At 65.3% G+C, this 26,020-nt stretch carries 17 protein-coding genes; 8 read left to right on the forward strand and 9 right to left on the reverse strand.

Going from position 1 to position 26,020, the window contains the following annotated elements; genetic code table 11:
• Positions 1 to 20 precede the first annotated feature (20 nt).
• From ACIPPQ_RS09245 to ACIPPQ_RS09255, 3 genes are read left to right on the forward strand one after another with little or no spacing between them, the layout of a single operon-like run.
• The gene (locus ACIPPQ_RS09245; protein WP_446543817.1) at positions 21 to 776 is read left to right on the forward strand and encodes a carboxylesterase family protein; all 756 of its coding nucleotides are present in this window, start codon (positions 21 to 23) and stop codon (positions 774 to 776) included.
• The gene (locus tag ACIPPQ_RS09250; RefSeq protein WP_446543818.1) at positions 773 to 2,119 is read left to right on the forward strand and encodes a GH1 family beta-glucosidase; all 1,347 of its coding nucleotides are present in this window, start codon (positions 773 to 775) and stop codon (positions 2,117 to 2,119) included. Before ACIPPQ_RS09245 ends, ACIPPQ_RS09250 begins: the two co-directional genes overlap by 4 nt.
• Positions 2,116 to 2,985: an endonuclease/exonuclease/phosphatase family protein gene (locus ACIPPQ_RS09255; RefSeq protein ID WP_446543819.1), complete on the forward strand. Its 870-nt coding sequence runs from the start codon at positions 2,116 to 2,118 to the stop codon at positions 2,983 to 2,985. The genes ACIPPQ_RS09250 and ACIPPQ_RS09255 overlap by 4 nt, the downstream gene beginning before the upstream one ends.
• A gap of 34 nt (positions 2,986 to 3,019) precedes the next feature.
• Here the strand turns inward: ACIPPQ_RS09255 and ACIPPQ_RS09260 are convergent, their stop codons facing one another.
• Together ACIPPQ_RS09260 and ACIPPQ_RS09265 are read right to left on the reverse strand one after the other, a co-directional pair.
• Positions 3,020 to 4,528, reverse strand: coding sequence for a glucoamylase family protein (locus ACIPPQ_RS09260; RefSeq protein ID WP_446543820.1), 1,509 nt, complete (start codon positions 4,526 to 4,528; stop codon positions 3,020 to 3,022).
• A gap of 68 nt (positions 4,529 to 4,596) precedes the next feature.
• The gene (locus ACIPPQ_RS09265; RefSeq protein ID WP_446543821.1) at positions 4,597 to 7,656 is read right to left on the reverse strand and encodes a TonB-dependent receptor domain-containing protein; all 3,060 of its coding nucleotides are present in this window, start codon (positions 7,654 to 7,656) and stop codon (positions 4,597 to 4,599) included.
• A 246-nt stretch (positions 7,657 to 7,902) separates the two neighbouring features.
• On the opposite strand from ACIPPQ_RS09265, the gene bglX reads away from it, so the two are divergent.
• Both bglX and ACIPPQ_RS09275 read left to right on the forward strand, forming a co-directional pair.
• Positions 7,903 to 10,221, forward strand: coding sequence for a beta-glucosidase BglX (bglX, locus tag ACIPPQ_RS09270; protein ID WP_446543822.1), 2,319 nt, complete (start codon positions 7,903 to 7,905; stop codon positions 10,219 to 10,221).
• A 43-nt stretch (positions 10,222 to 10,264) separates the two neighbouring features.
• Entirely contained in the window at positions 10,265 to 11,503 is a 1,239-nt protein-coding gene (locus ACIPPQ_RS09275) for an MFS transporter (RefSeq protein WP_446543823.1), read from the forward strand.
• Here ACIPPQ_RS09275 and ACIPPQ_RS09280 read toward each other — a convergent pair.
• The 7 genes from ACIPPQ_RS09280 to ACIPPQ_RS09310 all read right to left on the reverse strand — a co-directional run bounded on the left by ACIPPQ_RS09280 (position 11,493) and on the right by ACIPPQ_RS09310 (position 21,744).
• Complete coding sequence (locus ACIPPQ_RS09280; RefSeq protein WP_446543824.1) at positions 11,493 to 12,368, reverse strand: cation diffusion facilitator family transporter; 876 nt, start codon at positions 12,366 to 12,368, stop codon at positions 11,493 to 11,495. The two genes, ACIPPQ_RS09275 and ACIPPQ_RS09280, sit on opposite strands and share 11 nt — an antisense overlap.
• Positions 12,369 to 12,370: 2 nt before the next feature.
• Positions 12,371 to 15,595 (reverse strand): efflux RND transporter permease subunit, encoded by a 3,225-nt coding sequence (locus ACIPPQ_RS09285; protein WP_446543825.1) that lies wholly within the window; start codon positions 15,593 to 15,595, stop codon positions 12,371 to 12,373.
• Position 15,596: 1 nt separating this feature from the next.
• Positions 15,597 to 16,727, reverse strand: coding sequence for an efflux RND transporter periplasmic adaptor subunit (locus ACIPPQ_RS09290; RefSeq protein ID WP_446543826.1), 1,131 nt, complete (start codon positions 16,725 to 16,727; stop codon positions 15,597 to 15,599).
• Positions 16,727 to 17,989, reverse strand: coding sequence for a TolC family protein (locus tag ACIPPQ_RS09295; protein ID WP_446543827.1), 1,263 nt, complete (start codon positions 17,987 to 17,989; stop codon positions 16,727 to 16,729). Before ACIPPQ_RS09295 ends, ACIPPQ_RS09290 begins: the two co-directional genes overlap by 1 nt.
• 60 nt (positions 17,990 to 18,049) lie before the next feature.
• Positions 18,050 to 18,379: a hypothetical protein gene (locus tag ACIPPQ_RS09300; protein WP_446543828.1), complete on the reverse strand. Its 330-nt coding sequence runs from the start codon at positions 18,377 to 18,379 to the stop codon at positions 18,050 to 18,052.
• A gap of 31 nt (positions 18,380 to 18,410) precedes the next feature.
• On the reverse strand, positions 18,411 to 19,352 hold the full coding sequence (locus ACIPPQ_RS09305) for a winged helix-turn-helix transcriptional regulator (protein WP_446543829.1): 942 nt from the start codon (positions 19,350 to 19,352) through the stop codon (positions 18,411 to 18,413).
• A gap of 103 nt (positions 19,353 to 19,455) precedes the next feature.
• Positions 19,456 to 21,744, reverse strand: coding sequence for a TonB-dependent receptor (locus ACIPPQ_RS09310; protein ID WP_446543830.1), 2,289 nt, complete (start codon positions 21,742 to 21,744; stop codon positions 19,456 to 19,458).
• A gap of 120 nt (positions 21,745 to 21,864) precedes the next feature.
• On the opposite strand from ACIPPQ_RS09310, the gene ACIPPQ_RS09315 reads away from it, so the two are divergent.
• The 3 genes from ACIPPQ_RS09315 to ACIPPQ_RS09325 are packed head-to-tail and all read left to right on the forward strand — an operon-like array spanning position 21,865 to position 26,019.
• Entirely contained in the window at positions 21,865 to 22,833 is a 969-nt protein-coding gene (locus ACIPPQ_RS09315; protein WP_446543831.1) for an NAD(P)H-dependent flavin oxidoreductase, read from the forward strand.
• Positions 22,830 to 24,326: a carotenoid oxygenase family protein gene (locus tag ACIPPQ_RS09320; RefSeq protein WP_446543832.1), complete on the forward strand. Its 1,497-nt coding sequence runs from the start codon at positions 22,830 to 22,832 to the stop codon at positions 24,324 to 24,326. The genes ACIPPQ_RS09315 and ACIPPQ_RS09320 overlap by 4 nt, the downstream gene beginning before the upstream one ends.
• A gap of 1 nt (position 24,327) precedes the next feature.
• Positions 24,328 to 26,019: a class I adenylate-forming enzyme family protein gene (locus ACIPPQ_RS09325; protein WP_446543833.1), complete on the forward strand. Its 1,692-nt coding sequence runs from the start codon at positions 24,328 to 24,330 to the stop codon at positions 26,017 to 26,019.
• Position 26,020 lies beyond the last annotated feature (1 nt).

Genomic DNA, 26,020 nt, shown 5'->3' on the forward strand with positions numbered 1-26,020 from the left:
GTGCAAACAAGGATCGAATGATGACATATTGGACCGCGGCGCTGCTGGGCCTCGCGCTCGCAGCCTCGCCCGCCACCGCCAGGACGAAGGCGCCCACCGTTGTCGAGGGGCAGGCCCCGCAACCTCCGATCGAGGCGGGCAATTACCCGTACCAATTGTTCGTGCCCAAAGGCTATCTGGCCGACAGCGCGACACCCTATCCGCTGCTGATCTTCCTCCACGGGTCGGGTGAGCGCGGCGACGATGTCGCGAAAGTCAAAGTCCACGGCCCGCCGAAGATCGCCGACCGCGACCCGGCGTTCCCCTTCCTCACCGTTTCGCCCCTGCTCGGCACCGATCAGGATTGGGACATCGACAAGCTCGACCGGCTGGTCGACCATATCGCGAAGACATATCGCGTCGATCCGGCGCGCGTGTATCTCACCGGCCTCAGCCGCGGCGGGCATGCGAGCTGGCGCTGGGCAATCGCCGAACCGAAGCGTTTTGCCGCGGTCGCCGCGGTCGCCGGACGCGGCAATCCCGGCGAAGCGTGCCGGTTGATGGACCTGCCCGTCTGGGCCTTCCACGGCGACCGCGACGATGTCGTCGTCCCCGAAGGCAGCTTCAACATGGCGCGCGCGATCCGCGCCTGCGGCGGCCGCAAGGTCCGCCTGACCATCTATCCCGACCTCGGCCACAACGCCTGGGATCCCGCCTACGACGACCCGGCGCTCTACGCCTGGCTGCTCGAACAGAAACTTCCCTCTTCACAGAACATAACCAAGGACAAGAAATGACGCAGACCGTATTCCCCGACGACTTCCTTTGGGGCGCGGCGACCGCCGCCTATCAGATCGAAGGATCGCCGCTTGCCGACGGCGCGGGGGCGAGCATCTGGCAACGCTTCAGCCACGACCCGCGCCTGATGGCGGTGAAGGGCGATACCGGCGACGTTGCATGCGACCATTATAACCGCATGCCCGCCGACGTCGCGCTGATGAAGGAGCTGGGGCTGAAGGCCTATCGATTCAGCGTCAACTGGGGCCGCGTGCTGCCCGAAGGCATCGGGCGCGTGAACGAGCCGGGGCTCGACTTCTACGAGCGGCTCGTCGACGAACTTCTGAAGAACGACATCGAGCCGCTGCTGACGCTCCATCACTGGGACCTGCCCGCGGCGCTCGACGACAAGGGCGGCTGGCTGAACCGCGACAGCGCCGACTGGTTCGCCGACTATGGCTCGGTGATGTACCGCCGCCTCGACGGGCGGGTGAAGAAGTGGGTGACGCTGAACGAACCATGGGTGATCACCGACGGCGGTTACCTGCACGGCGCGCTCGCACCCGGACATCGCAACCTGTTCGAGACCCCGATCGCGAGCCACAATCTGATGCGCGCGCACGGCGCCGCGGTTGCCGCCTATCGCAGCGAAGGCGCGCACGAAATCGGCCTCGTCGTCAATATCGAGCCCAAATATCCCGCCAGCGACAGCGCCGAGGATATCGCCGCGACCGCGCGCGCCCACGCCTACATGAACCGCCAATATCTCGATCCGGCACTGAAGGGCAGCTACCCCGCCGAACTCGCCGAGATATTCGGCGAGGCGTGGCCCGAATGGTCCGCCGAGGATTTGAAGGCGATCTGCCAGCCGGTCGATTTCATCGGGATCAACTATTACACGCGCAACGTCGTGAAGGCCGATCCGGCCCAGTGGCCCGTCGGCGCGTCGCCGGTGCGGCAGAATGCGACGCACACGACGACCGACTGGGAGGTTTATCCGCCCGCGCTGACCGACATGCTCGTCTGGTTCCGCGACACCTATGGCGATATTCCCGTCTATATCACCGAAAATGGCGCCGCCTTCTATGACCCGCCGAAGGCCGGTCCCGACGGCATCGACGACCCGCTGCGCTGCGATTACCTTCGCACGCATATCTCGGCGATAGGCGACGCGATCAAGAAGGGCGTCGATGTGCGCGGCTATATGGCGTGGTCGCTGCTCGACAATCTCGAATGGTCGCTCGGCTTTTCCAAGCGCTTCGGCATCGTCCATGTCGATTACGAGACGCAGGTCCGCACGCCGAAGCGCAGCGCGCGTTTCTACAGCAGCGTGATCGCGGCGAACGGCGGGAACCTCGGATGAGGCGCTGGCTGCTTGCCCTCGCCGCCGCGGCGCTGCTCGCGCAGCCCGTCGCGGCGAAGGCGCGCGCCGACCATGTTGCGGCGATGAGCTATAATATCCGGCTCGACCTTGCGTCGGACGGCGACAATGCGTGGCCGCACCGGCGCAAGGCGCTCGCGGGCGTCGTCGCCTATTACGCCCCCGACATCGTCGGGATGCAGGAGGTGCTGCTGCGCCAGAAGCAGAATCTCGAGGCTGACCTGCCCGCCTATATCTTTGTCGGCGCCGCGCGCGACGACGGGAAGGACAAGGGCGAATTTTCGCCGCTCGGCTATCGCCGTGACCGCTTCGCACTCGTGGCCTCGGGCACCTTCTGGCTCTCGCCCACACCCGACGTGCCGGGCAAGGGCTGGGACGCCGCCTATCCGCGCGTCGCGACGTGGGCGCGGCTCAGCGACAAGGCATCGAAGCATGTCCTGCTCGTCGTCAACACGCATATGGACCATGTCGGGACCACCGCGCGGCTCGAAGGCGCGCGGCAGATCCGCCGCTGGATCGGCGCGCATCGCAAGCCGGGCGAGGCCGTGGTGCTGATGGGCGATTTCAACAGCCCGACGGCCAGCCCCGCCTATGCCGCGATCACCGAGCCGGGTGCCGGCGCGTTGCGCGATACGCTGACGATCAGCCGGACGCCGCATTTCGGCCCCGCCGGTACATTCAACGCGTTCAAAATCGAACAGGATGAGGCGAGCCCGATCGACCATATCTTCGTCAGCGAGGGCGTGAGCGTGCTGCGCCACGCGACGCTGACGCAGCAGACGGGCGGCAAGCTGCCGTCGGATCATTATCCGGTGCTGGCGGACCTTTGCATCGGCAGAGGCTGCTGATTCCGCGTGCCCCGGCGAAAGCCGGAGCACGACGTTACTCGGCCTTTGCCTGATCGAGCCAGCCGCCTTCGAACCCGATGCGCTTCAGCCCGCGCACGATATGCGGGTTTTTGCGCATCACCTTCCACACGAAACCGCTGCGATGATTTTCCATCATCGCGAGGATCGGCCCCTGGTCGATGCCGAGATAGTCGTTCGCGACCCAGCCATGCACCGGATCGACCGTGCCGCTGCGCATATCCGGATCGGCGAAGGTGAAGCTGGGGTTGAACGCGTCCTTGAAGCCGTAGCGCGTGTATAGCCGCGCGCCATATTGCTTGCGCATCGCCATCAGCGCCGGGATCGTCACTTCGGGTGCGAACGGCACCGAGCCGCCCGCTGCGGTCGGGACGATCGTGCCGTCGTCGACGACGCGGATCGCGCTGACGCCGCGCGCCATATAGCCGTTGAAGAAGCGCGGGGTTTCGCCGACACGATATTTGTCCTTCGAATATCCGGGCCCGTCGGACGCGGTCCAGCCCCAGATGTCCGCGCTGTAGCCCGTCCATTTGTTCGGATTGTCGGCGCCATAGGCCCGCTGCGCCAGCGTCGCGCGGCGACTGTTCTCGAAGTAGTCGATGCCCTTGCCGCGCATGAAATCGTCGCGAATGCCCCGAAAATCGACCCAGACATGGCTGTACTGGTGTCCGAACATCGGTTCGAACTGCAGATGCTGCTGCCCGTAATAGCTGCCCCAGTCCTTTTCGAGGTCGGCCGCCCAGCCCTTGTCCCACGCGTCCTTGCCGACGGGGTGCGTCGGCGAACCGAGCGCCAGCACATAGACGAGCATCCCCTCGTTATAGCCGACCCAATCGTGCGTTTCGAAACCCTTCTCGGGCTTCCAGCCCATCGTGATCCCGTGCGAATTCGCCAGGTTCGCCGCCTGCGTCCCCGTCCTCGTGCGCTGGACGAAGGTCCAGTCGACGCGCGTGTAGATCTTTTCCGCAAGCTCGCGGATCTCGGCCTCGACCGGATCGTCCCGGTCGTAATAGCTTTGCGCGAACAGCGCGCCGCCGAGGAACAGGCTGGTGTCGACGGTCGACAGTTCGTTGGTCTTGAAGCGGGTACCGTCGTCATTTCGCAGGAAATGATAGAAGAAGCCCTTGTAACCGGTCTTGCCCGCGGCTTCCGGCCCCTGTGGCGCGGTCCAGTAGAAACGCAGGCAATCGCGCGTGCGCAGCGCCGCTTCGGCGCGCGTCACATAACCGCGCTCGGCGCCGATCCCGTACGCCGTCAGCGCAAAACCCGTCGCGGCGATCGACGAGAAGGGATTGCTCGGCCAGCGATCGGGCGCGAGGCAGCGCTGCGTGTCGGTGGTGTCCCAGAAATAGCGGAAGGTGCGCTCGGTCAGCTCTTCCGAAAAGGCGGCCTCGCTCATCGGCGCCAGCGATTCGGGGGGCTGGACCGTCGCCGCCGGGGCGGCGGGTGACCGTGCGGGGCTGGCAGTGCAGGCGGCGGTCAGCGCGACAAGCGGCAGGGCGAGCGCCCCGATCCGGAACGACATTCGATACTCCAAAAATTGGGCGCCCGGCCCGCGGGAGGGGGGTGCGGGCCGGGCGCCTTGTCAGCCGGTCAGAATTGGAAGCCGGCTGATAGCTTAATCGTTCGCGGCGGACCATCAAGGCCGAGATCGTTCGGATTGCGCAGCCCCGTCACCGCGCTGAAACCGCCGTAGTTCCGGTCGTTGAACAGGTTGATGATGTCGAGGCGGAAGCGCAGCCGGGCCTCGTCGCTGAGGAAGCCGAGCGGAACATATTTGGTGAGCGAGAGGTCCATCTGGCGGTATCCCCAGCGATCGCCATTGCCCTTCGTCTCGATCGAGGTGACCGTACGGCTCGGCGGCGTACCCGCCGTGTCGAGCAGCGCCGCGAGGCGTTTCGGCGAGGCGATCTGGAACTTGCCCGACAGGGTGATCCCGAGCGGGATATCGACCGTCCCCGCCATCACGAAGCGATGCTTGCGCACGCCCGTAGCCGAGATGAAGGGATAGTTTTCGATGCCCGGGAAATCGAGCGAGAAGGTTTCGCCGAACTGCCGGTTTTCTTCGGCATCGATGAAGGTGTAGGTCGCGTCGAGGCTCCACGGCGAGAATTCGGTGTAGCGCTTGGTCAGCTTGAAATAGGCGGTGTTCGCGCGCGTTTCGATCCCGTTGGTGCCGAGAATGATGCTGCCGAACGGCGCCGGCGGCTGGTTGAACGGCGCATCGGGACGCCCCGTTGCCGGGAAGAAGCTGCCATCCGGCCGGCGGTTGCCGAGGACATAGGCAAAGCCGTCCTTGCTCTCGACATAGCTGTAGCCGACTTCGAGGTCGAGCAGGTTGAACCGTCCGCGAACGCCCAGGCTGAACTGGTCGGAATAGGGCGTCTTGAGATCATTCTTGATGAAGCGCAGTTCGCGTCCGGCACCGACCGGCAGACCCGCAATCAGCGCGTCGCGGCCTTCAGGGGTCAGATAAGCGGGATTCCACGCGATACAGGTTGCGCTCGGCGTGCATGGATTAAGCAGTTCGCCGGGGTTGTTGAAGTTGAACGTCCGCCCCGCGAACAGGCCCTGTGCCAGTTCCTGCTGGATGAAGTCGAACTGCGTACGGTCATAGGACCGGCCATAGCCGCCGAAGATCGCAAAGCGCTTCTCGTCGTCGAGCGCATAGGTGAAGCCGAGGCGCGGCTGCCAGGCCCCCTTGAACGCCTTTCGCTCGCTGCCCGTCGAGATATAGTCGTTGATATCGTAATTGGCGTTGCGCAGGTTCAGATAGGGCGGCGTGACGGTGCCGTTCGCCGCCGTGTACGGCGCCCGGCCGGCGACGAATTCGGCGATCGCGGGGTCATGTTCATAGTTGAGGAACGCCGGTGTCCGCTCATAATCCCAGCGCAAGCCGAGGTTGAGCGTCAGGCGGTCGTCGATTTCCCAATCGTCCTGGGCATAAATGCCGAACTGGAAATTCTTCGACGTGATGTTCGGATCGCCCCCGGCCACCGGCGCGCTGAACGTCATGCGATAGGGGATAGTGTCGTTGAACGTCCCGCCAGCGGGATTGTAGTTCACATTATAGGTGAAGACCGGATTCACGCCGTTCTGCGTGTTGGTGTTGAGCTTTACCCATTTCGCCTTCACGCCCACCTTGAAGGTGTGACCTTCAAGCCCGGTGTAGGTGAAATCGTTCGAGACCTGCCAGCCGCTCTGGCCCTTGTCCTGGAAGTTGCTTCCCGCCCCGACGCGCAGGATATCGCCGCGGCGCGTTCCGGTTGCCGGCGGCGCGTTGGGCACGACGGCGTTGAAGATCGATACATTGCCGAAATTGAGCGGGCGCGGCCCCCAGGTCACGTCTTCATAAGCGACCTTGAAGTCGTTGACCCAGGTGTCGGCGGTATGCTCCCAGCGCGCGAGACCGCGCCATTCCTCGACCTTCGCGATCGTCCGCGTTTCAAATGCCGCAAAGCCGCTGTTGAACTGTTCGCCGCTTTCGTCGCGATACTTGACCGAGAATTCGAACAGGTCGTTGTTCGTCGGGGTAAAGTTGATCTTCCCGAAATAGAGATTCTCGTCGAAGGTTTCGTTCCGCGGCCCGAACACCGAGCGATATTTCTCGGGGAAATAGCTGATCGGCAGCTCGAGGCCCGGGGTCACGTCGCGCGGATTGATGCGGCGCTTGCCTTCATAGGTCACGAAGAAGTGCAAGACGTCCTTGATGATCGGTCCGCCGAGCGCACCGCCAAACTGAAGATCCTTGGTGCGCGTCTTCGGTAGGTAGGTCGGAAAATTCTCGCTCGGCCGGCGATCACGCAGGCTCTGGTTGGTGAAGTCTATAAAGGCTTCGCCATGGAATTCATTGGTGCCCGACTTGGTCACCGCGGTGACGGCGACCGAGCTGACCTGGTCGAATTCGGCCTTATAGTTCGACGAAATGACCCGATATTCACCGACAGCGAGCTGCGGGAACGGATTGCCTTGCGTCGAATCCTGGCCCGTGACGCCGTTCTTCAGGACATAATCCTTCTGCCCGATGCCATCGATGAAGATATTCACCGAATTGCTTCCCTGCGCCCCGCCCTGAAGACGTGACTGGTCGGTGCCGTTGGTGACAAACTGCACGCCCGGAGCAAGGTCGGCAAAGGCCAGGAAGTTACGATTGTTCTGCGGCAGTTGCTCGATCAATCGCTGGGTGATGTTCGTGCCGACTTCGCCGCCCTCCATCGAGCGGATGCGGCTACCGGTGACAATGATCGCATCATCCGCGCCCTCGGCGATGTCAGGCTGCGAAAAGTCGAAATCGAGCACGGCGCTCTGGCCGACCGAAAGGGTGAATTCGTCGGTGCGGCGCACGCCACCCGGCGTGGTGAGTTCGAGGCGATAGGTGCCGACGGGGAGCGACGCGATATTATAGCTGCCGTTCGCGCCGACCGTGGCGGTACGCGTAAGGCCGGTATTCACGTTGATCGCGGTGACCTGCGACACACCGCCTTCGGCCTTCACCGTACCGCGCAGCGAGGCACCGCCGACCTGCGCCTGCACCGGCGTCGCCACCCCAATGGCGAGCGCGGCACCGGCGCTGCTCCATGCCAGCGCGGCAGCGAGCGTGCGAGCGCGCGACCGGCGCGCGGAAACGGTCTGAAAATCATGTGGAAACTTCACGGCATCCTCCCTTTTTGGCCCCCGACATTCCCCGCGGTCGCTTCTTCGCTGGCCGGCCTTGCCTCCGGTGCAGCAACGAGTCGCGGGAAATCGCGTCGTTGTTTTTTTAGTTTGTAACCGGTTTCACGATCACTGTATAGGGGGAAGCGACACAGAGGGATGCAATCGGGGGCCAGCCGGTTTTCGGCCGATTTCGGCCAATCCTCGTGACAATGTATAAGCAAACCCGACCGGGAAGGACGAATCATGCCGCCGATGACGCGCAACCTCACATGCCTGACGCTGGCCACCCTGATGGTGGGGGCAACCCTCTCCCCCGCCCCGCTGCTCGCGAAGCCCGCGGCCAGCGCGAGCCAGAAGGCGCCCGTCGATTCGGCCGGCTGGATGCGTCCCGATCCAAAGATGGATCGTTTCATCGCCGACCTGATGGCGAAGATGACGCTCGACGAGAAAGTCGGCCAGCTGAACCTGCTCACCAGCAATTGGGAATCGACCGGCCCGACGATGCGCGACAGTTATAAGGAAGACGTCCGCGCGGGCCGCGTCGGCGCGATCTTCAACGCCTATACCGCCAAATATACGCGCGAGTTACAGGCGCTTGCAGTCGAAGGGACGCGGCTCAAAATCCCCCTGATCTTCGGCTATGATGTGATCCACGGCCACCGCACAATCTTTCCCATCTCGCTCGGCGAAGCCGCGAGTTGGGATTTACAAGCTATTGAAAAGGCTGCTCGAATTTCGGCAATCGAGGCCTCTGCCGAGGGCATCCACTGGACCTTCTCGCCCATGGTCGACATCGCGCGCGACGCGCGTTGGGGCCGCATTTCGGAAGGCTCGGGCGAGGATGTCTATCTCGGCAGCCTGATCGCCAAGGCGCGCGTGCGCGGATATCAGGGCGACGACCTGTCGCGCCCCGACACGATCCTCGCGACCGCCAAGCATTTCGCCGCCTATGGCGCGGCGCAGGCCGGGCGCGACTATCATACCGTCGACATTTCGGAGCGCACGCTGCGCGACGTCTACCTGCCGCCGTTCAAGGCCGCCGCCGATGCAGGCGCCGCCACCTTCATGACGTCGTTCAACGAATATGACGGCGTCCCCGCATCGGGTAATCGCTACCTGCTGACCGACGTGCTGCGCGACAAATGGGGCTTCAAGGGTTTCGTCGTAACCGATTACACGTCGATCAACGAAATGGTCCCGCACGGCTATTCGAAGGATCTGAAACAGGCGGGCGAGCAGGCGATCAACGCCGGGGTCGACATGGACATGCAAGGCGCTGTCTATATGGAGAATCTCGCGAAATCGGTGACCGAGGGCAAGGTCGACATCAAGCGCATCGACGCTGCGGTGAAGGCGATCCTCGAGATGAAATATCGCCTCGGCCTGTTCGAGGATCCCTATCGCTACGCCGACGAGGCCCGCGAAAAGGCCACGATCTACAAACCCGAGTTCCTCGAGGCCGCGCGCGATGTCGCGCGCAAGTCGATCGTGCTCCTCAAGAACAAGGACAACGCCCTCCCCCTCGCCGCCTCGGCGAAGTCGATCGCGGTGATCGGCCCGCTCGGCAACAGCAAGGAGGACATGATCGGCAGCTGGTCGGCAGCAGGCGACCGCAAGACGCGGCCCGTTACGTTGCTCGAAGGCATGCAGGCGCGCGCGCCGAAGGGAACAAGCGTCGCCTTTGCCAAGGGCGCGAGCTATGATTTCGCCGCGGAGGGCAAGACCGACGGCTTCGCCGAAGCAATCGCGCTCGCACAGAAATCGGAAGTCATCATCGCCGCGGTGGGCGAGCATTGGAATATGACCGGCGAGGCGGCGAGCCGCACCTCGCTCGACCTGCCCGGCAACCAGCAGGCGCTGCTCGAGGAACTCAAGAAAACCGGCAAGCCGATCATCGTCGTGCTGATGAGCGGGCGTCCGAACAGCATCGGCTGGGCCGACGCCAATGCCGATGCGATCCTCGAGGCCTGGTATCCGGGCACGATGGGCGGCCACGCGATCGCCGACATATTGTACGGCGATTACAATCCGTCGGCCAAATTGCCCGTCACCTTCCCGCGCAATGTCGGGCAGGTGCCGATCCATTACGACATGAAGAACACCGGGCGCCCGATCGAACTCGGCGCGCCGGGCGCCAAATATGTCTCGCGCTACCTCGATACGCCGAACACCCCGCTTTATCCGTTCGGTTATGGGCTCAGCTATACCAGCTTCGCCTATTCGCCGGTGACGCTCGACAAGGCGAAGATCCGTCCGGGCGAGAAACTGACCGCGACCGTCACCGTCACCAACAGCGGCGCGCGCGATGGCGAAGAAGTCGTACAGCTCTATGTCCGCGACCTCGTCGGGTCGGTGACACGCCCCGTGAAAGAGCTCAAGGGTTTCGAGAAGGTGATGCTCAAAAAGGGCGAGAAACGCACAATCCGCTTCACGCTGACCGACGCCGACCTGGCGTTCACGCGGCAGGACATGAGCTGGGGCAGCGAACCCGGCCAGTTCAAGCTATGGGTCGGGCCGTCGTCGGCCGAGGGGCCCGAAGCCGCATTCGAGCTGACCGAATAGGCCGGCCTTGCCGCGGCTGGCGGGCGGGGTTAGGCGCAGACAGGTGAGTCCCGACACGCCCGCCCCGCCCTCCGCGCTCGCGCCGTTCCGCTACCCGGCGTTCCGCGCGATCTGGATCGCGAACCTCGCGTCGAACATGGGGTCGATGATCCAGTCGGTCGCCGCGGCGTGGCTGATGACCGAACTCACCCAATCGCACCTGCTGATCGCGCTGGTGCAGGCGGGCGCGACGATCCCGATCCTGCTGCTCGGCATATTCGCGGGGGCGATCGCCGACAATTTCGACCGGCGGCGTGTGATGCTTGCCGCACAGACAGGTATGCTGCTGGTCTCGGCGGCGCTGACGCTGACGACCTATCTCGACGCGATCACGCCGCTGTCGCTGCTCTTCTTCACCCTCGCCGTCGGGTGCGGCACCGCGCTCAACGGCCCCGCCTGGCAAGCGTCCGTGCGGCTGCAGGTCGGGCCGCGCGACCTGCCACAAGCAATCGCGCTCAACACCATCGCCTATAATCTCGCGCGCAGCGTCGGCCCGGCGCTTGGCGGACTGCTGATCTCGATTGTCGGCACCGCGGCCGCCTTTGGCCTCAACGCGATCAGCTATATCGTGCTGATCGTCGTGCTGCTGCGCTGGCATCCCGAAACCACACCCCGCCGCCGCACGTCGATGCTCACCGCGATTGCAGTCGGAATCCGTTTCTGCGCGCATTCGGACCCGGTACGCCGCGTACTCATTCGCGGCTTTGCCTTCGGTTTCGGCGCGGCGGGGTTCCAGGCGCTGCTGCCCTCGCTCGTCCGCGACCGGCTGCATGGGACCGAAATCACCTATGGCCTGTGCCTCGCGGCTTTCGGCGCAGGGTCGATCTTCGGTGCACTGTTGGTGAGTTCGGCGCGCCACCGCTGGGGCAGCGACCGGGTCGTCACCGCCGCGTCGCTGATCTTTGCTGCCGCGATGCTGCCGGTGGCGCTGACGGCAAGCCTTGCATGGGCCGTCGTTGCCGCCTTTGTCGCCGGCGGGGCGTGGGTGTCGATGCTGACGACGCTCAACGTCGCGATGCAGCTCCGCTCGCCCGAGGAAATCCTTGGCCGTTGCCTGTCGATCTATCAGGCGGTCACCTTCGGCGCGATGGCGCTCGGCGCCTACACGCTCGGCCTGATCGCCGACCTGTCGTCGTTGCCGGCGGCGCTCTTCATCTCGACCGGATGGCTTGTCCTGACGGCGATACTCCTGCGCTTCGTCGCGCCGATGCCGCGGCGCGACGAAGGCCGGCTCATGCCCTGACGGCCGGTTCGACCTGAATGGTCGAGTCCGCGATATCGAATTGGTCGTGGAGCAATTTGGCGATATCGCGTTGCAATCCGCCGATGTCGCTTTCCGGCGACGCAACGGCATGAACCGTCGCGCGGTTCATGCCGTTGCTGATCGACCAGACGTGCAATTGCCGCAGCTTCACCACGCCGGGCACGCGCTTCACCGTGTCGCGGACCTCGCGAAGATCGACGTCGTCGGGAACGCCTTCGAGCAGGATATTCACCGTCCCGCGTAGCAATATCCATGTCCGCGGCAGCACCCACAGCCCGATCAGCACCGCGACCACGGGGTCGATCCATGTCCAGCCGGTGAAGCGGATCAGGACCGCACCGACGATCACACCGACCGACCCGATCATGTCGGCCCAGACCTCCAGATAGGCGCCCTTGACGTTGAAGCTCGCCTCCTTGCCCGCGACGAGCATCCGCATGGCAACGAGGTTGACGACAAGGCCGACGGCGGCGACCGCCATCATTCCCCACGACTGGACCGGCTGCGGATCGCGGAACCGGTCGATCGCCTCGACGAAGATATAGATGGCGATGGCGAACAGCATCAGCGCGTTGAATGCTGCGGCCAGTATCTCGGACCGGCGATAGCCGAAGCTTCGCTTTTCGTCGGGCGGTTTCGCGCCAAGCCGGATCGCGAGCAACGCGATGGCGAGCGCCGCAACGTCGGTCAGCATGTGACCGGCGTCGGACAGGAGGGCGAGGCTGTTGAAATACAGCCCGCCCGCCACTTCGACGACAAGGAAGGTCGCCGTTATGGCCAACGCCCAGCCGAGCATCCGGGCATTGGCGCCCGCGACATGGTCGTGGCTGTGATCCTGTCCCATCGTCAGGCTCCTTCCGCCACGCCGCCCGCCGGCGCGGTTTCGATGTCAGCGCTACGGGCGCGCGGACGCCCGTAGCGAGCATAGAGCGTCGGCAGCACGAACAGGGTGAGCAAAGTCGCCGAAATCAGCCCGCCGATCACCACCGTTGCGAGCGGCTTCTGCACCTCCGCCCCCGCGCCGGTCGCGAGCGCCATCGGCACGAAGCCGAGCGAGGCGACGAGCGCGGTCATCACGACCGGCCGCAGCCTTGCGAGCGCGCCCGCCTTCGCGGCTTCGGCACGCGCCTTGCCCTCGGCGATCAATTGCTGGATCGATGTCACCATCACCAGCCCGTTGAGCACCGCGATCCCCGACAGCGCGATGAAGCCCACCGCCGCCGAGATCGAGAAGGGCATGCCGCGCAGCGCCAGCGCGAGCGTCCCGCCGACGAGCGCGAGCGGCACGCCGGTGAAGACGATCGCCGCATCGCGTACGCTACCCAGCGCGCCGTAAAGCAGCAGCAGGATCAGCGCGAAGCACGCGGGGACGACGAGCGCGAGCCGGTCGCGCGCCGAGGCGAGATTTTCGAACTGCCCGCCCCATTCGACATATTGCCCCGCGGGCAGGCGGACCTGTTCGCGGATCGCGCCCTGCGCATCCTCGACCACGCTTGCGATGTCGCGGCCGCGGACATTCGCCTGCACGACGATCCGCCTTTTGCCATTTTCGCGGCTGATCTGGTTCGGCCCGTCAACGACCGCGAGTTCGGCAACGCTTTCGAGCGGGACGAAGCCGCCTGCCGGGGTCGGCACCGGCACCTGTCCCAGCGCCGCGAAATCGGCGCGCGCGGCATCGGAGAGCCGGATGGTGACGGCAAAGCGCCGGTCGCCCTCGAAGATCACCCCGGCATCGCGTCCGCCGACCGCCGCGGCGACGGTTTCCTGCAGCGCCGCCGCGGTGATGCCGAGGCCCGCCATCGCGTCGCGCTTCGGCCTTATATCGAGCATCGGCAGCCCTTCGGTCTGTTCGACGCGAACGTCGGTCGCGCCTTCGGTCTGACGCAGCACCGCCGCGATGCGGTTCGCGGTCGCCGCCATCGCGTCGCTGTCGTCGCCGAAAACCTTGACCGCGACGTCGCCGCGCACCCCGGCGATCAGTTCGTTGAAGCGCATCTGGATCGGCTGGCTGATCTCGAACGCATTGCCGGGCAGACCGGCGAGCGTCTTTTCGACCTTCGCCGTCAGTTCGGCTTTCGTCAGCCGCGGATCAGGCCAATCCTTGCGGCTTTTCATGATGATGAAGGTGTCGGAGATGTTCGGCGGCATCGGGTCCGACGCGAGTTCGGCGGTGCCGGTCTTCGAAAAGACGAACTTCACCTCGGGCAGCGCGGCAAGCGCGCGTTCGGCGCGAAGCTGCATCGCCTGACTCTGGTCGACCGAGGTGCCGGGAACGCGGAGCAATTGCGCGGTGAGGTCGCCCTCGTCGAGCTGCGGCAGGAATTCCTGCCCCAGCGTGACATAGGCACCCGCGCCAACGAACAGCGCGGCGACCGCCGCGAGCATCGTCTTTCGCGGCCGGCCCATCGCGCGGTCGAGCCCGGGCTCGTAACGCGCGCCAAGCCAGCGCATGATCCGTCCTTCCTTTTCATCGACCGGCTTCGACAGCCAGATCGCCAGCATCGCGGGAACGAAAGTCAGCGACAGCACGAACGCCGCGGCGAGCGCGACGATCACCGTCATAGCCATCGGAGTGAAGGTCTTCCCTTCGACGCCTGTGAGCGTCAGCAGCGGGACATAGACGAGGATGATGATCGCCTGCCCGTACACCGACGGCCGGATCATCTCGCGTGCGGCCGCGGCGACGACACCCAGACGCTCGTCGCGGTCGAGGGTGCGGCCGAGCTGATGCTGCCGTTCGCCGATACGCCGCAGCGCATTTTCGACGATGATGACGGCGCCATCGACGATCAGCCCGAAATCGAGCGCGCCTAGGCTCATCAGATTCGCCGACACCCCGCCCTTCAGCATCCCGAAGCTGGTCAGCAGCATCGTGATCGGGATGACGAGCGCCGCGATCAGCGCCGCGCGGAAATTGCCGAGCAGCAGGAAGAGGATGACGATGACGAGCAGCGCGCCCTCGGTCAGATTCTTCGCCACCGTCTGGATCGTCGCGTTGACGAGTCCGGTGCGGTCGAGCACCGGCTGGATGACGATGTCGGTCGGCAGCGACGCATTGATCTCGTCGAGCCGCCCGGCGACGAGCCCCGCGATGTTCCGGCTGTTCTCGCCGATCCGCATGATCGCGGTGCCGACGACGACCTCGCGGCCGTTTTCGGACGCCGAACCCATACGGATCGCCTGCCCCGTGCGCACGCTTGCGACCTGGTCGAGCCGGATCGGCACCCCGCCGCGCGTCGCGATCACGGTCTGCGCCAGTTGTTCGGCCCCGCCGATGCGCGCGTCGGAGCGCACCGCGAGCCCTTCGCCGTTGCGGTCGACGACCCCCGCACCGATCGCGCGATTGTTCGCCTCGAGCGCGGTTGCCAGATCGCCAAGGCTGAGGCCGAGCGCGGCGAGCCGCTGCGTGTCGGGGACGACCTGATATTGCTTCACATAGCCGCCGATCGTGTCGACGCCGGCAAGGCCCGGGATCGGCTTCAGCAGCGGGGTGACGATCCAGTCCTGCGCGGTGCGCAAATAGGTCGCCTTTTCGGCGTCGGTGACCAGCCGGTCACCCTCGGGGGTAATATAGCTCCCGTCGGGCTGCATCCCGGGCTCGCCCGGCTTGTGCTTGTCGTCCTTCCGGTGTTCCATGTGGACCGTCCACATGAAGACCTCGCCCAGCCCTGTCGCGATCGGCCCCATTTCGGGGTCGACGCCTTCGGGCAGCGCGCGTTCGGCATCGCGCAGCCGCTCGGCGACCTGCGCGCGCGCGAAATAGATATCGGTCGCATCGGTGAAGACCGCGGTGACCTGTCCAAAGCCGTTGCGGCTGAGCGAGCGCGTGCTTTCGAGCCCGGGAATCCCCGCCAGCGCGGTTTCGATCGGGAAGGCGACCTGCCGTTCGACCTGCTCGGGCGACAGCGCGGGCGCGCGTGCGGTGATCTGGACCTGATTATTGGTGATGTCGGGAACGGCGTCGATCGGCAGACGGGCCAAGGCCCAGGCGCCGATCAGCGTGGCGATGGCGGTGACGAGCAGCACGAACCAGCGCCGCGCGACCGCGAAATTGACGATGGAGGCGATCATGTCAGTGGCCCCCATGCTCGGCTTCGCCCTTGGCAAGTTCGGCCTTCAGGGTGAAGCTCCCCTCGCCTGCGAGGCTTTCGCGGCCCGACAGGCCGGTGACGGTGGCCATGCCGCCGACGCGCGACGTGACCGTCACCGGGACGGCGCGGAAGCCGTCCTTGGTACGGACGAACACGCTCGTCCGGCCCTCCACGGTCTGGATCGCGCTGTCGGGGACGCTCACCGCGTCGCCCGATACGCCGATTTGCAGCAGCGCGGTCACTGGCTCGCCGGGCCGCCACACGCCGCCGCCATTTTCGAGCAGGGCGACCGCCGGAACGAGGCGCGTCGCGGCGTCGAGGACGGGCGACACGAAATGGACCCGCGCGGTCGCGGAGCGCGCACCCGACCGCACCTCGACGGGTGTGCCCGCGCGGATGCGTCCGGCATCGGCCGGGGTCAGCGACAGGTTGATCGCGACGCGGCCGAGATTGGCGACGCGGAACAGTTCGGCGTCGGGCGCGACGGTCTGGCCCAGCACGACGCTGCGCGCGGTCACCTGCCCACCGATCGGCGCGACGACGCCGATGCGGTTGAGCGCGCCGCCGCCGACACCTGCGGCTGAAACCTGCTGCGAGGCGAGTCTAAGCGCGATGTTCGCCTCGGTCATCGCAGTGCGCGCGGCGATCAGATCGCGTTCTGGCGAGACCTTGAGCGCGAAAAGCCGCTCCTCGCGCGCGAGGTTCGAGCGCGCGAGATTGGCGCGCGCCTGCGCGGCCTCGACCTCGGCGCGTAGCCCTGCGGCATCGCGGCTCTCGATGACCGCGACCACCTCGCCGCGGCGGACGCCTTCGCCGAGATTGCGGTTGAGCGCGACGACACGGCCCCCGATCGCCGCCGAGACGACCTGTGTCGCCTGCGGGTCGCTTTCGATCGTCGCGGGCAGGCTGAGCACCCCCGCCCCCGCGGTCGGGCGAACGAGGACGATCCCCGCCGCCTTGATCTGCTCTGCGGTCAGATGGACGGCGCCCTCGGCTTCGGCCTCTTTCGCTTCGGCCTTTTCGGCCGGTACCGCCGCCTGCTGGCCGCAACCGGCCAGAACGAGCGTCAGCGCGAGCGGCAGCGCCGCCCGATATTTGGATTTGGTGGTCATTATCTGTCTCCCTCAGCGGGCAGCCGGACCGTCAGCCGCTCAAGGCGCGCGACGGCATCATGGTAAGCGGCGCGCGCGTCGATTCCGGCGCGGCGCGTGTCGAGCAGGGTGCGTTCGGCATCGAGCAGGATGAGCTGGTCGAACTTGCCCTCGGCATAGCCGACGCGCGCGATCCGCGCGGCCTCGGTCGCCGCGGCCAGCGCCGGTTCGGACGCCCGCACTGCCGTCGCAGCGCGATCGCGATCGGCCTCGGCGGCGGCGATCGCGCGCTCGGCCTCGAACAGCGCGATCCGGCCCTGCGCTTCGGTGCGGTCGCGCTCGCGCGCCGCCTGCGTTACCGCCGCCTTGCCGCTGTTAAACAGCGGCAACGGCACCGACACGCCGAAGACCATCGCCTGATCATTGCTCGCCTCGAGCCTCCGCGTCCCGGCGGTCAGGGTCAGGTCGGGGACGCGCTGGCTGCGCGCCAGTCGGAGCCCTGCCTCTGCCGCGGCGGTATCGGCCGCAGCCGCCGCCAACGCCAGCGTGCCGCGGGCGTCGACCGGCACGGATGGCCCCTGCCCCCTTGCCGCGGCGCCGTCGAACCAGCGCTGATCGAGCGCCGTCCGCGCACTATCGCCGACATATTGCACCAGCGTCGCGCGCGTTGCCGCCGCTGTCAGGCGCGCCGTTTCGGCATCGGTCGTCGCGCGCACCTGTTCGAGCGCCGCGCGCTGTTCGTCGATCGGCGAGTTGGCGCCGACCATCACGCGATCGCGCGCGATACGCAGATTCTCGGTCGTGACCGCGACCTGCGCTTCGGCAACGACGGCACGGCGCTCTGACGCGATCGCCGCGACATAGGCTTCGGTCACCGCGACCCGCCGATCCGCCTCCGCGATGGCGAGGTCGACGTGCGCGCGCTGTATACCGGCGTCGGCGGCCGCCACGCGCGCCGATCTTTTTCCGCCGAGTTCGACCGGCAGCGCGAAGGCCACCGTCGTGTCGGACTCATTGAACCCGCGATACGGCCCGGTGCCGAGCGCGTTTTCGGTGTCGACACTGACCGACGGGTTGGGCCGAAGCTTCGCGACGCTGCGCCCGGCCTCGGCGGCCCAGACGCCGGCTTCGGCCGCCTGTGTCAGCGGGGTCGTCGCACCGGCGTCAGCCAGCGCTTCTTCTAGGGTCAGCACGTCGCCGCCCGCGGACGGGGGCGAGGTTTGCGCCTGCGCCGGCAAGGCACAGAGCGGCGCGGCCAGCATGGCCGCCCATAATGATTTCATCGTGGATTATCCTGAACAAGCCAAAATCAGCCGCCGGGATTTCCGGCAGCGCGGGCTGGTTCAGGCGATCGGCGGCCGCAGGTTCGCGTCGGGGATCAGCTGTGGCACGAAATCGGCACCGGCAGCAAAATTCAGGCCGTTGAGCGGCAATGCGAGCCCCGAATCGGGCGTGCCGACGGCGCCGACCTGATGGTGGCCATGGCAGCCGCCGTGATTGTGGAGACCCATCTTGTCGGGATCGTTCGCGGGTTCGCCCTGCGTATGCCCCGTTTCTTCGGCGCAGATATCCGCCGTGATCGCGGCCGGCGCTTCGGCGGCATGCGCGATGCTCCCGAATCCGATCGAGAGCGAAACCAGCAGGCCGGTCAGGAGGCGCATCAGCGTCCGCATATCGCGCCTATAGTCGCGAGCCGGCGCGATGTCACGCTCCGCTCTCGGTCGCCTCGATCGTGAAGCCGCTGTTCGACAGTTGCAGCTCGTCACCGCAATGGCTGCACGCGGCAACCATATGAAGGTCGTGACCGCACGGGCGGTGCGTGAGCAGCAGGGGTGGTCCACGCTCGTCGGAAAACCATTTGTCCCCCCATTGGAGGAGCGCGAGGAGCACCGGATAGAGGTCGCGGCCCTTGGCGGTCAGGCGATATTCGACCCGATCGGAATGCGTCGAATAGGGAACGGTCTTCAAGATCCCCTGCCGCACCAGCCGCTCGAGACGGCCGGTCAGGATGTTCGTCGCCATCAGCGTGTCGCGTTGGATATCGTCGAAGCGGTTGATGCTCGTGAACATCGCGCGGACGACGAGGGTTGCCCAGCGGTCGCCGAACAATTCGATCATCGTGTCGACGAGCGGCCGACCGCCCGGCCGCCGCGCGCCGACGTCGCCGTTGAAGCGGCGGCGCTCGTAATGCGGGACGACCTGTGCCAGCCCCGGCCCTTCGCGCCAGTCGACGTCGCGCGGGTCGATCTCGGCATGGCAATGCGCGCACGCGGGCACCGGTTCGGTCGCATGGCCGCATGCCGCGTGGTGGAGCTGCACCCGGAAATCGCGGCTGTCGGCTTCCCAGTGATGCTGCCAGCGCAGCATCATCAGCGCGTTCGGGAACTGATCGCGGCCCTTTTCCGTCAGATAATAGCGATAACCGCGGCCGCCCTTCTTCGGCGCCTTGGCGAGGCAATCCTCTTCGACCAGCTTTTTGAGGCGGCCGTTGACCACCGAACGCGCGAGTCCGGTACGCGCCACGAACTCATCGAAATTGCGGGTGCCGAGAAACGCCTGCTCCATCAGCAGCAGCACGGGAACATCGCCGACGACATCGAGCGCGCGCCAGATCGAACAGGCCCTGATCGTGCGGTCGTGTTTCAAATAAGCCGTCCTTACCTCTCCCCGCCCCTAGACCAAGGGCGATGTATCGACAAGGCTGGCACCCGCGACAGGAAGGGCGGCCCGGGCCGCCCTTCCCGCTGCATCAAAAACGCCCGGTCAGCTGCACCGCGATCGTCCGCGGCCGGTCGACGATGCCGTTATAGGCGTTGCCTGCGTTCCGCGTGATCGTCGTCGCCAGCGGCATCGAGCTCGCGGTCTGCAGGATACGTTGGTTGGTGAGATTGCGCCCGATCAGCGCGACCTCCCACCGATCGTCGACCTGCGCCAGCGCCAGACGTGCGCCGAGCTTCACATAACCGTCCTGATGCGTGCGCGGATCGAGGTTCGCCGACGCGATATAGGAGGAGGAGAAGTCGGCGTTGACGTTGAACGCGACCTTCATGTCGCTGGTCACCGGGGTGGTATAATCGACGTTCAGATTGCCCGACCATTTGGGGCTCAAGGCGTTGCGCTTGCCCGAATAGTCGCAGAAGCCGTTCGCGCCCGGTGTTTGCAGATAATAGCATTGGCCGTCGGTGAAGTTCGAGAATTTGAAGTCGAGATAGGCAACGGCACCGCTGATCGTCAGCCCCTGCGCCACGGCGGCACGGAAATCGGCCTCGACGCCCTGCGTGCGGGCTTCGGCGGCGTTGCGAACGTTGAAGTTCAGCGTGCCGTCGAAGATATTGACCTGAAGATCCTTATAATCGGTGCGATAGAGCGACAGGTTGAACGCCACATTGCGGCCCTTGTATTTGAGGCCCGCTTCGAAATTGTCCGCGCTTTCATCCTCGAACATGAACGCGCCCGGCTTCGCGACCGTCGTCGACCCCGGCAACGAGTTGGACCGAATATCGAAGCCGCCCGCCTTCGTCCCCTTGGCATAGGAAGCATAGAGCATCAGATCGTCGGTCGCATCGAACTGGACGTTGACCATCGGGTTGAAGCTGTCTTCGCTGAGCTTGCCCGACACGCTGTGCGCCTCGATATTGAGCGCGCGGAAGGTGGCGGCAACGATAAGCGGGTTGAACGTGTTGAGCGGCCCCTGCACGATCGCGAGACTGCGGCTGCCGCTCTTCTTTTCATGATTGAATCGCGCGCCCGCCGTGATGCGTAGCTGGTCGGTGACCGACAGCTCGCCCTGCGCGAAAGCGGAGATCAGGTCCGACTTCTGGGCATAATCGCGGTCGTTACGCGTGTCGCCGAGCGCGTTGAAAGGCGCGCCGAGAGCGAGAAAGGTCGAGTTGAAGCGGGTAAAATCCTGCACATCGAGCTTGGCGTGCTGGTAATAGACGCCCCCGATATAGTTGAACGTCTCGCCGCCCGGCGACGTCAGCCGCAGTTCCTGGCTGAACTGGCGATAATCCTCGCGCAGATTGGTGCCATCGAGGAAGCTGATCCCCGAGAAATCGACGTCGACGATCTCGCGCGTCTTGTAGTCGAGCAGCGACGAGACCGATGTCAGCGTATGCTCGCCGAGTTCGAGATCGGCATTCAGCGTCGCGCCGAACACCTTGTTCTTGCTTTCATACCCATTGTCTTCGCGAACATAGTCAGGGTTCGTGCTGACAAAGAACGGCCCCTGGAAGACGGTGTTGTAATTGCCGACCGCGCCGAAGACGTCGCGCGGCTGCCCCTTCATCTCGAAGTCGGCATATTCGAGCTTGAGCTCGGCGGCAAACGGACCGCCCTTGTCGAACTCCAGCTTGCCGCGGACATATTTCTCGTCGACGTTCGGCTCGTCGCGGTCGAGCTTCTGGTTGTAGAAATAGCCGTCCATCTTGCGGTAATAGCCGACGACGCGCGCCTCGACCCCGTCGCTCAGCGGCCCCGACAAGACGCCGGTGAGCTGCAATTCCTTGTGGTTGAATTCATAGAGGCCGCTGACCGAGCCTTCGAATTCGTCGGTCGGACTGCGCGTCGTGATGTTGACCGCGCCGGCGATGGCATTCTTGCCGAACAGCGTCGGCTGCGGCCCGCGCAGCACCTCGACGCGTTCCATGTCGACAAGCGGCAGGCGCGAGAGCTGATCGCGGCCATAATAGACGCCGTCGACGAACATCGCGACCGACTGTTCGAACCCCTTGTTGTCGCCCGATGCGATGCCGCGGATCGCGATGCGGTTGGCAATCGCGGTCTGCGTGATCTTGAGGTTCGGGACCGACGAGCTGATCTGTTCGAGATTGGTCTGGCCGTAATTTTCGACCTGCTTGCCGCTGATCGCCGAGATCGAGATCGGCACGTCCGACAGGCCCTCGGCGCGCTTCTGCGCGGTGACGATGATTTCTTCCAGCCCACCCTGCTCCTCGGCGGGCGCGGCGTCTTGTGCGAAAGCGATACCGGGGCTGGCGAGCGCCGATGCGGCGAGCAGCGCAACAAAATTCTTCTTCATAGGGTCCTCCCACGCACCATCGTCTTGGCGACCACCGCCCGCGATGTTTTTCTTGCCTTGCGACTCATAAAGGCTTTAAGTATCGTTATGCAAGTCAGATAATTTATGAGAGGATTGACCTTGCCGGGACACGGCCTTCCACCAGCGCTGACGCGCAATTTGCGCCTGCCCGCGATCGCGGCGCCGATGTTCCTCGTCTCTGGGCCCGAGATGGTGATCGCCGCCTCGCGCGCCGGCGTGATCGGCAGTTTCCCCGCCCCCAATGCGCGCACCGCCGCCGACCTGGAGGATTGGGTCAGCCGGATAGACGCCGCGCTGTCGAACGATCCCGACGCTGCGCCGTGGGCGGTCAACCTGGTCGTCCATCCGTCGAACAGCCGCCTGCCCGAAGACCTCGCCTGCGTCGTGCGCCACAAGGTGCCGCTCGTGATTACCGCGCTCGGCAGCCCGGCGCGCGTGGTCGAGGAAATTCATAGCTATGGCGGCCTGGTCTTTGCCGACGTCAATTCGGTCGGCTTTGCGCGGAAGGCCGCGGCTGCGGGCGTCGACGGGCTGGTACTCGTCGCCGCGGGCGCGGGCGGCCATACTGGCGCGACCGCGGGTTTCGCCTTCGTCGAGGAGGTCCGGCAATTCTGGGACGGGCCGCTCGTGCTCGGCGGCGCGATCTCGACGGGTCATGCCGTGCGCGCGGCAGAAATCCTCGGCGCCGACTTCGCCTATCTCGGCACGTCGCTCATCGCCTGCACCGAAAGCATGGCGGTGCAGCCCTATAAGGATATGGTCGTCGCGGCGGGCGCCGAGGACATCATCCCTTCAAAGGGCATCACGGGGGTGACCGCCAACTGGTTGAAATCGAGCCTGGTTGCGGCGGGTTACGACCCCGCGAACATGCCCGAGGACAAGCGCCCCAATTTCTCGGACGCGCAGGGCGACGCGAAAGCGTGGAAGAATGTCTGGTCCGCCGGACAAGGCGTCGGCGCGGTGCGCGGCGTCGAACCCGTCGCCGTCATCGTCGACCGCCTTGTGAAAGAATATGATGCGGCCGCCGCGAGGCCGCGCTTTGCCCCTGCCGAAGGAGTCATCGCATGACCGCCCAGCTTGTCGACACGATCGAGACGACGATTCAGCCGAACGACCATCCCTATATGAAGGGCGCCTGGCGCCCGACCTACAATGAATGGAACGCGATCTTCGCGAACGGCGATGCCGAGGTAATCGGCAATATCCCGACCGATATCAACGGCGTCTATGTGCGCACCGGCGAAAACCAGATCCACGAGCCGATCGGGCGCTACCACCCCTTCGACGGCGACGGTTTCATCCATTCGATCAGCTTCAAGGACGGCCGAGCGAGCTATCGCAGCCGTTTCGTGCGCACCAAGGGGTTCGAGGCCGAAAAGGAAGCCGGTCGCTCGCTCTGGGCGGGGCTGATGGAGCCCCCGCACAAGTCGACGCGCCACGGCTGGGGCGCGCAGGAATGGCTGAAGGATTCAAGCTCGACCGACGTCGCGATCCACGCGGGCAGGATCATCTCTACCTTCTACCAGTGCGGCGAAGCCTACCGGCTCGACCCGTTCACGCTCGAACAGTTCGGCACTGAGAGCTGGGTGCCGCTCGACGGCATTTCGGCGCATTGCAAAGTCGACCTCGCGACCGGCGAGCTGATGTTCTTCAATTACTCGAAGCATGCGCCCTACATGCACTACGGTGTCGTCGGCGCGGACAATAAGCTGAAGCATTATATCCCAGTCCCGCTCGCCGGGCCGCGACTGCCGCACGACATGGCGTTCACCAAGAATTACACAATCCTCAACGACATGCCGCTCTATTGGAACGAGGAACTGCTCGAGCGGAATCTGCACGTCGTCCAGTTCCACCCCGACGAAAAGACGCGCTTCGCGATCATCCCGCGCCACGGCCAGCCCGAAGATATCCGCTGGTTCGAGGCCGAGCCGACCTATACGCTCCACTGGCTCAACGCGTGGGAGGAAGGCGACGAGATCATCCTCGACGGCTATTATCAGGAAGAGCCGATGCCGAAATCCTATCCGAACGCGCCCGAGGGGCTCGAACGGATGATGGCCTATCTCGATCAGGGGCTGCTCAAGCCGCGCCTCCATCGCTGGCGCTTCAACCTCAAGACCGGCGAAACGAAGGAAGAGCGGCTCGACGATCGCGACCTCGAATTCGGCATGTTCAACCACCGCTATGCGGGCAAACCCTATCGCTACGCGTATAGCGCGATCCCCGAGCCGGGCTGGTTCCTGTTCCGCGGGCTGGTGAAGCACGACCTGAATGCCGGAACGAGCGAGGAATATGAATTCGGTCCCGGCCGCTTCGGCAGCGAAGCGCCCTTTGCGCCGCGCATCGATGCGAAGGACGAGGATGACGGCTATCTCGTCTCCTTTATCGCCGACCTCGAAACCGACCGCTCCGAATGCGTGCTGATCGACGCGAAAAACATTGCGGCGGGGCCGGTGTGCCGGATCATCCTGCCCGAACGCATCTGTTCGGGAACGCATACCGTCTGGGCGTCGGGCGACGACATCGGCATGGGTGCCAACAGCGTGCTGGCCGCCTGAGATGATCGCCGCGGGAGAGGATAAACGGCGACAGCATCGGGACAGCGGCTGGTGGGGCGACAAGAGCTTTGCCGACCTGTTCTTCGCCAACGCGGTGGCGCACCCCGACCGGCTGGCGCTGGTCGATGCGCCCAATCGCGCGGACTTCGCGTTCGGCGAGCCGCGACGGCTGACCTACGCCGAACTTGAAGCCGAGATCGACCGGCTCGCGGGCGCGCTGGTCAAATCGGGGGTCGGCAAGGACGATGTGCTGCTCGTCCAGTTGCCCAACATCAGCGAATTCGTCGCGCTCTATTTCGCCGCCGCGCAGATCGGTGCGATCGTCAGCCCCGCGGCGGTGCAATATCGCAGCCATGAGCTGAAGGGCATGATCGGCGTGGTCGAGCCCAAGGCCTTCGTCTGCGCGACGCAGGTGAAGGGCTGCGACCATGTCGGCGTTGTGCAGCCGCTGCTGGACGGTGTCCGGCTGATGACCTTCGGCCCGAACCCGCCCGCCGGCGCACTCGACCTGTCGACTGTTCGGGGTGACGAGCGAACCCTCGCCGCGCATGTTGCCGCGAACCCGGTCGACGCCGACGATATCTTCACCATCTGCTGGACCTCGGGCACCACCGGCGTGCCCAAGGGCGTGCCGCGCAGCCACAATCACTGGATCGCCGTCGCGGGGGCGGGTTACGAGGCGATGAAGGTCGGGCCGGGCGACATCCTGCTCAACCCCTTCCCGCTGATCAACATGGCGAGCATCGGGGGCATCACCATGTGCTGGCTGACCAGCGCGGGGACGATGGTGCTCCACCATCCCTTCGATCCCGCCGTCTATCTCAAGCAGATCGCGACCGAACGGCCGAGCCTGACGATCGCGCCGCCCGCCGTACTCAACATGCTGCTACAAAATGAGGCTTTGCTCGCGTCCGTCGATCTCTCCAGCCTGCGCGTCATCGCTTCAGGCTCGGCGCCGCTCGCCCCCGCGATGGTGCGCGGTTTCCAAGAGAAGCTGGGCATCATCATCGTCAACGTCTTCGGATCGAACGAGGGGATGAGCTTCATCACCGGCGAAGGCGACATGCCTGACCCCGACAAGCGCGCGAGCCTGTTCCCGCGCCGCGGCACCTATCAGCGCCCCTATGGCGAGGGCCGCGCACCCAATATCGAAAGCCGGCTCGTATCACCCGGCGGCGGCGACCCGATCGAGGAAGACGGCGTGTCGGGCGAGCTCCAGATCCGCGGGCCAACGCTGTTCGAGGGTTATCACAACGCCCCCGATCGCACCGCCGAAGCCTTCACCGACGACGGCTGGTTCCGCACCGGCGACCTGTTCGAGATCGCCGAGGGGGGCGATTTCTACCGCTTCGTCGGGCGCTGCAAGGATCTGATCATCCGTGGCGGGGTCAACATCTCGCCCGAGGAGATCGACCAGTTGCTCGGCGGCCATCCTTTGCTTGCCGAGGCGTGCGTCTTCTCGCTCCCCGACCTCACGATGGGCGAACGCATCGGCCTCGCCTATGTCCCGCGCGGGCCGGACGATGTGGGGATCGGCGAGGTCGCCGACTATCTCCGTGAAAAGGATCTCGCGGTGTTCAAACTGCCCGAACGCCTGTTCCGCTTCGACGCGCTGCCGCGCAACGTCACCAACAAGGTGATGCGCAGCGAAGTGCGCGAAATGGCGCTCGCCACTCTCGAAAAGGAAGCCTGAC

The organism is Sphingopyxis sp. LARHCG72, from assembly GCF_052871675.1.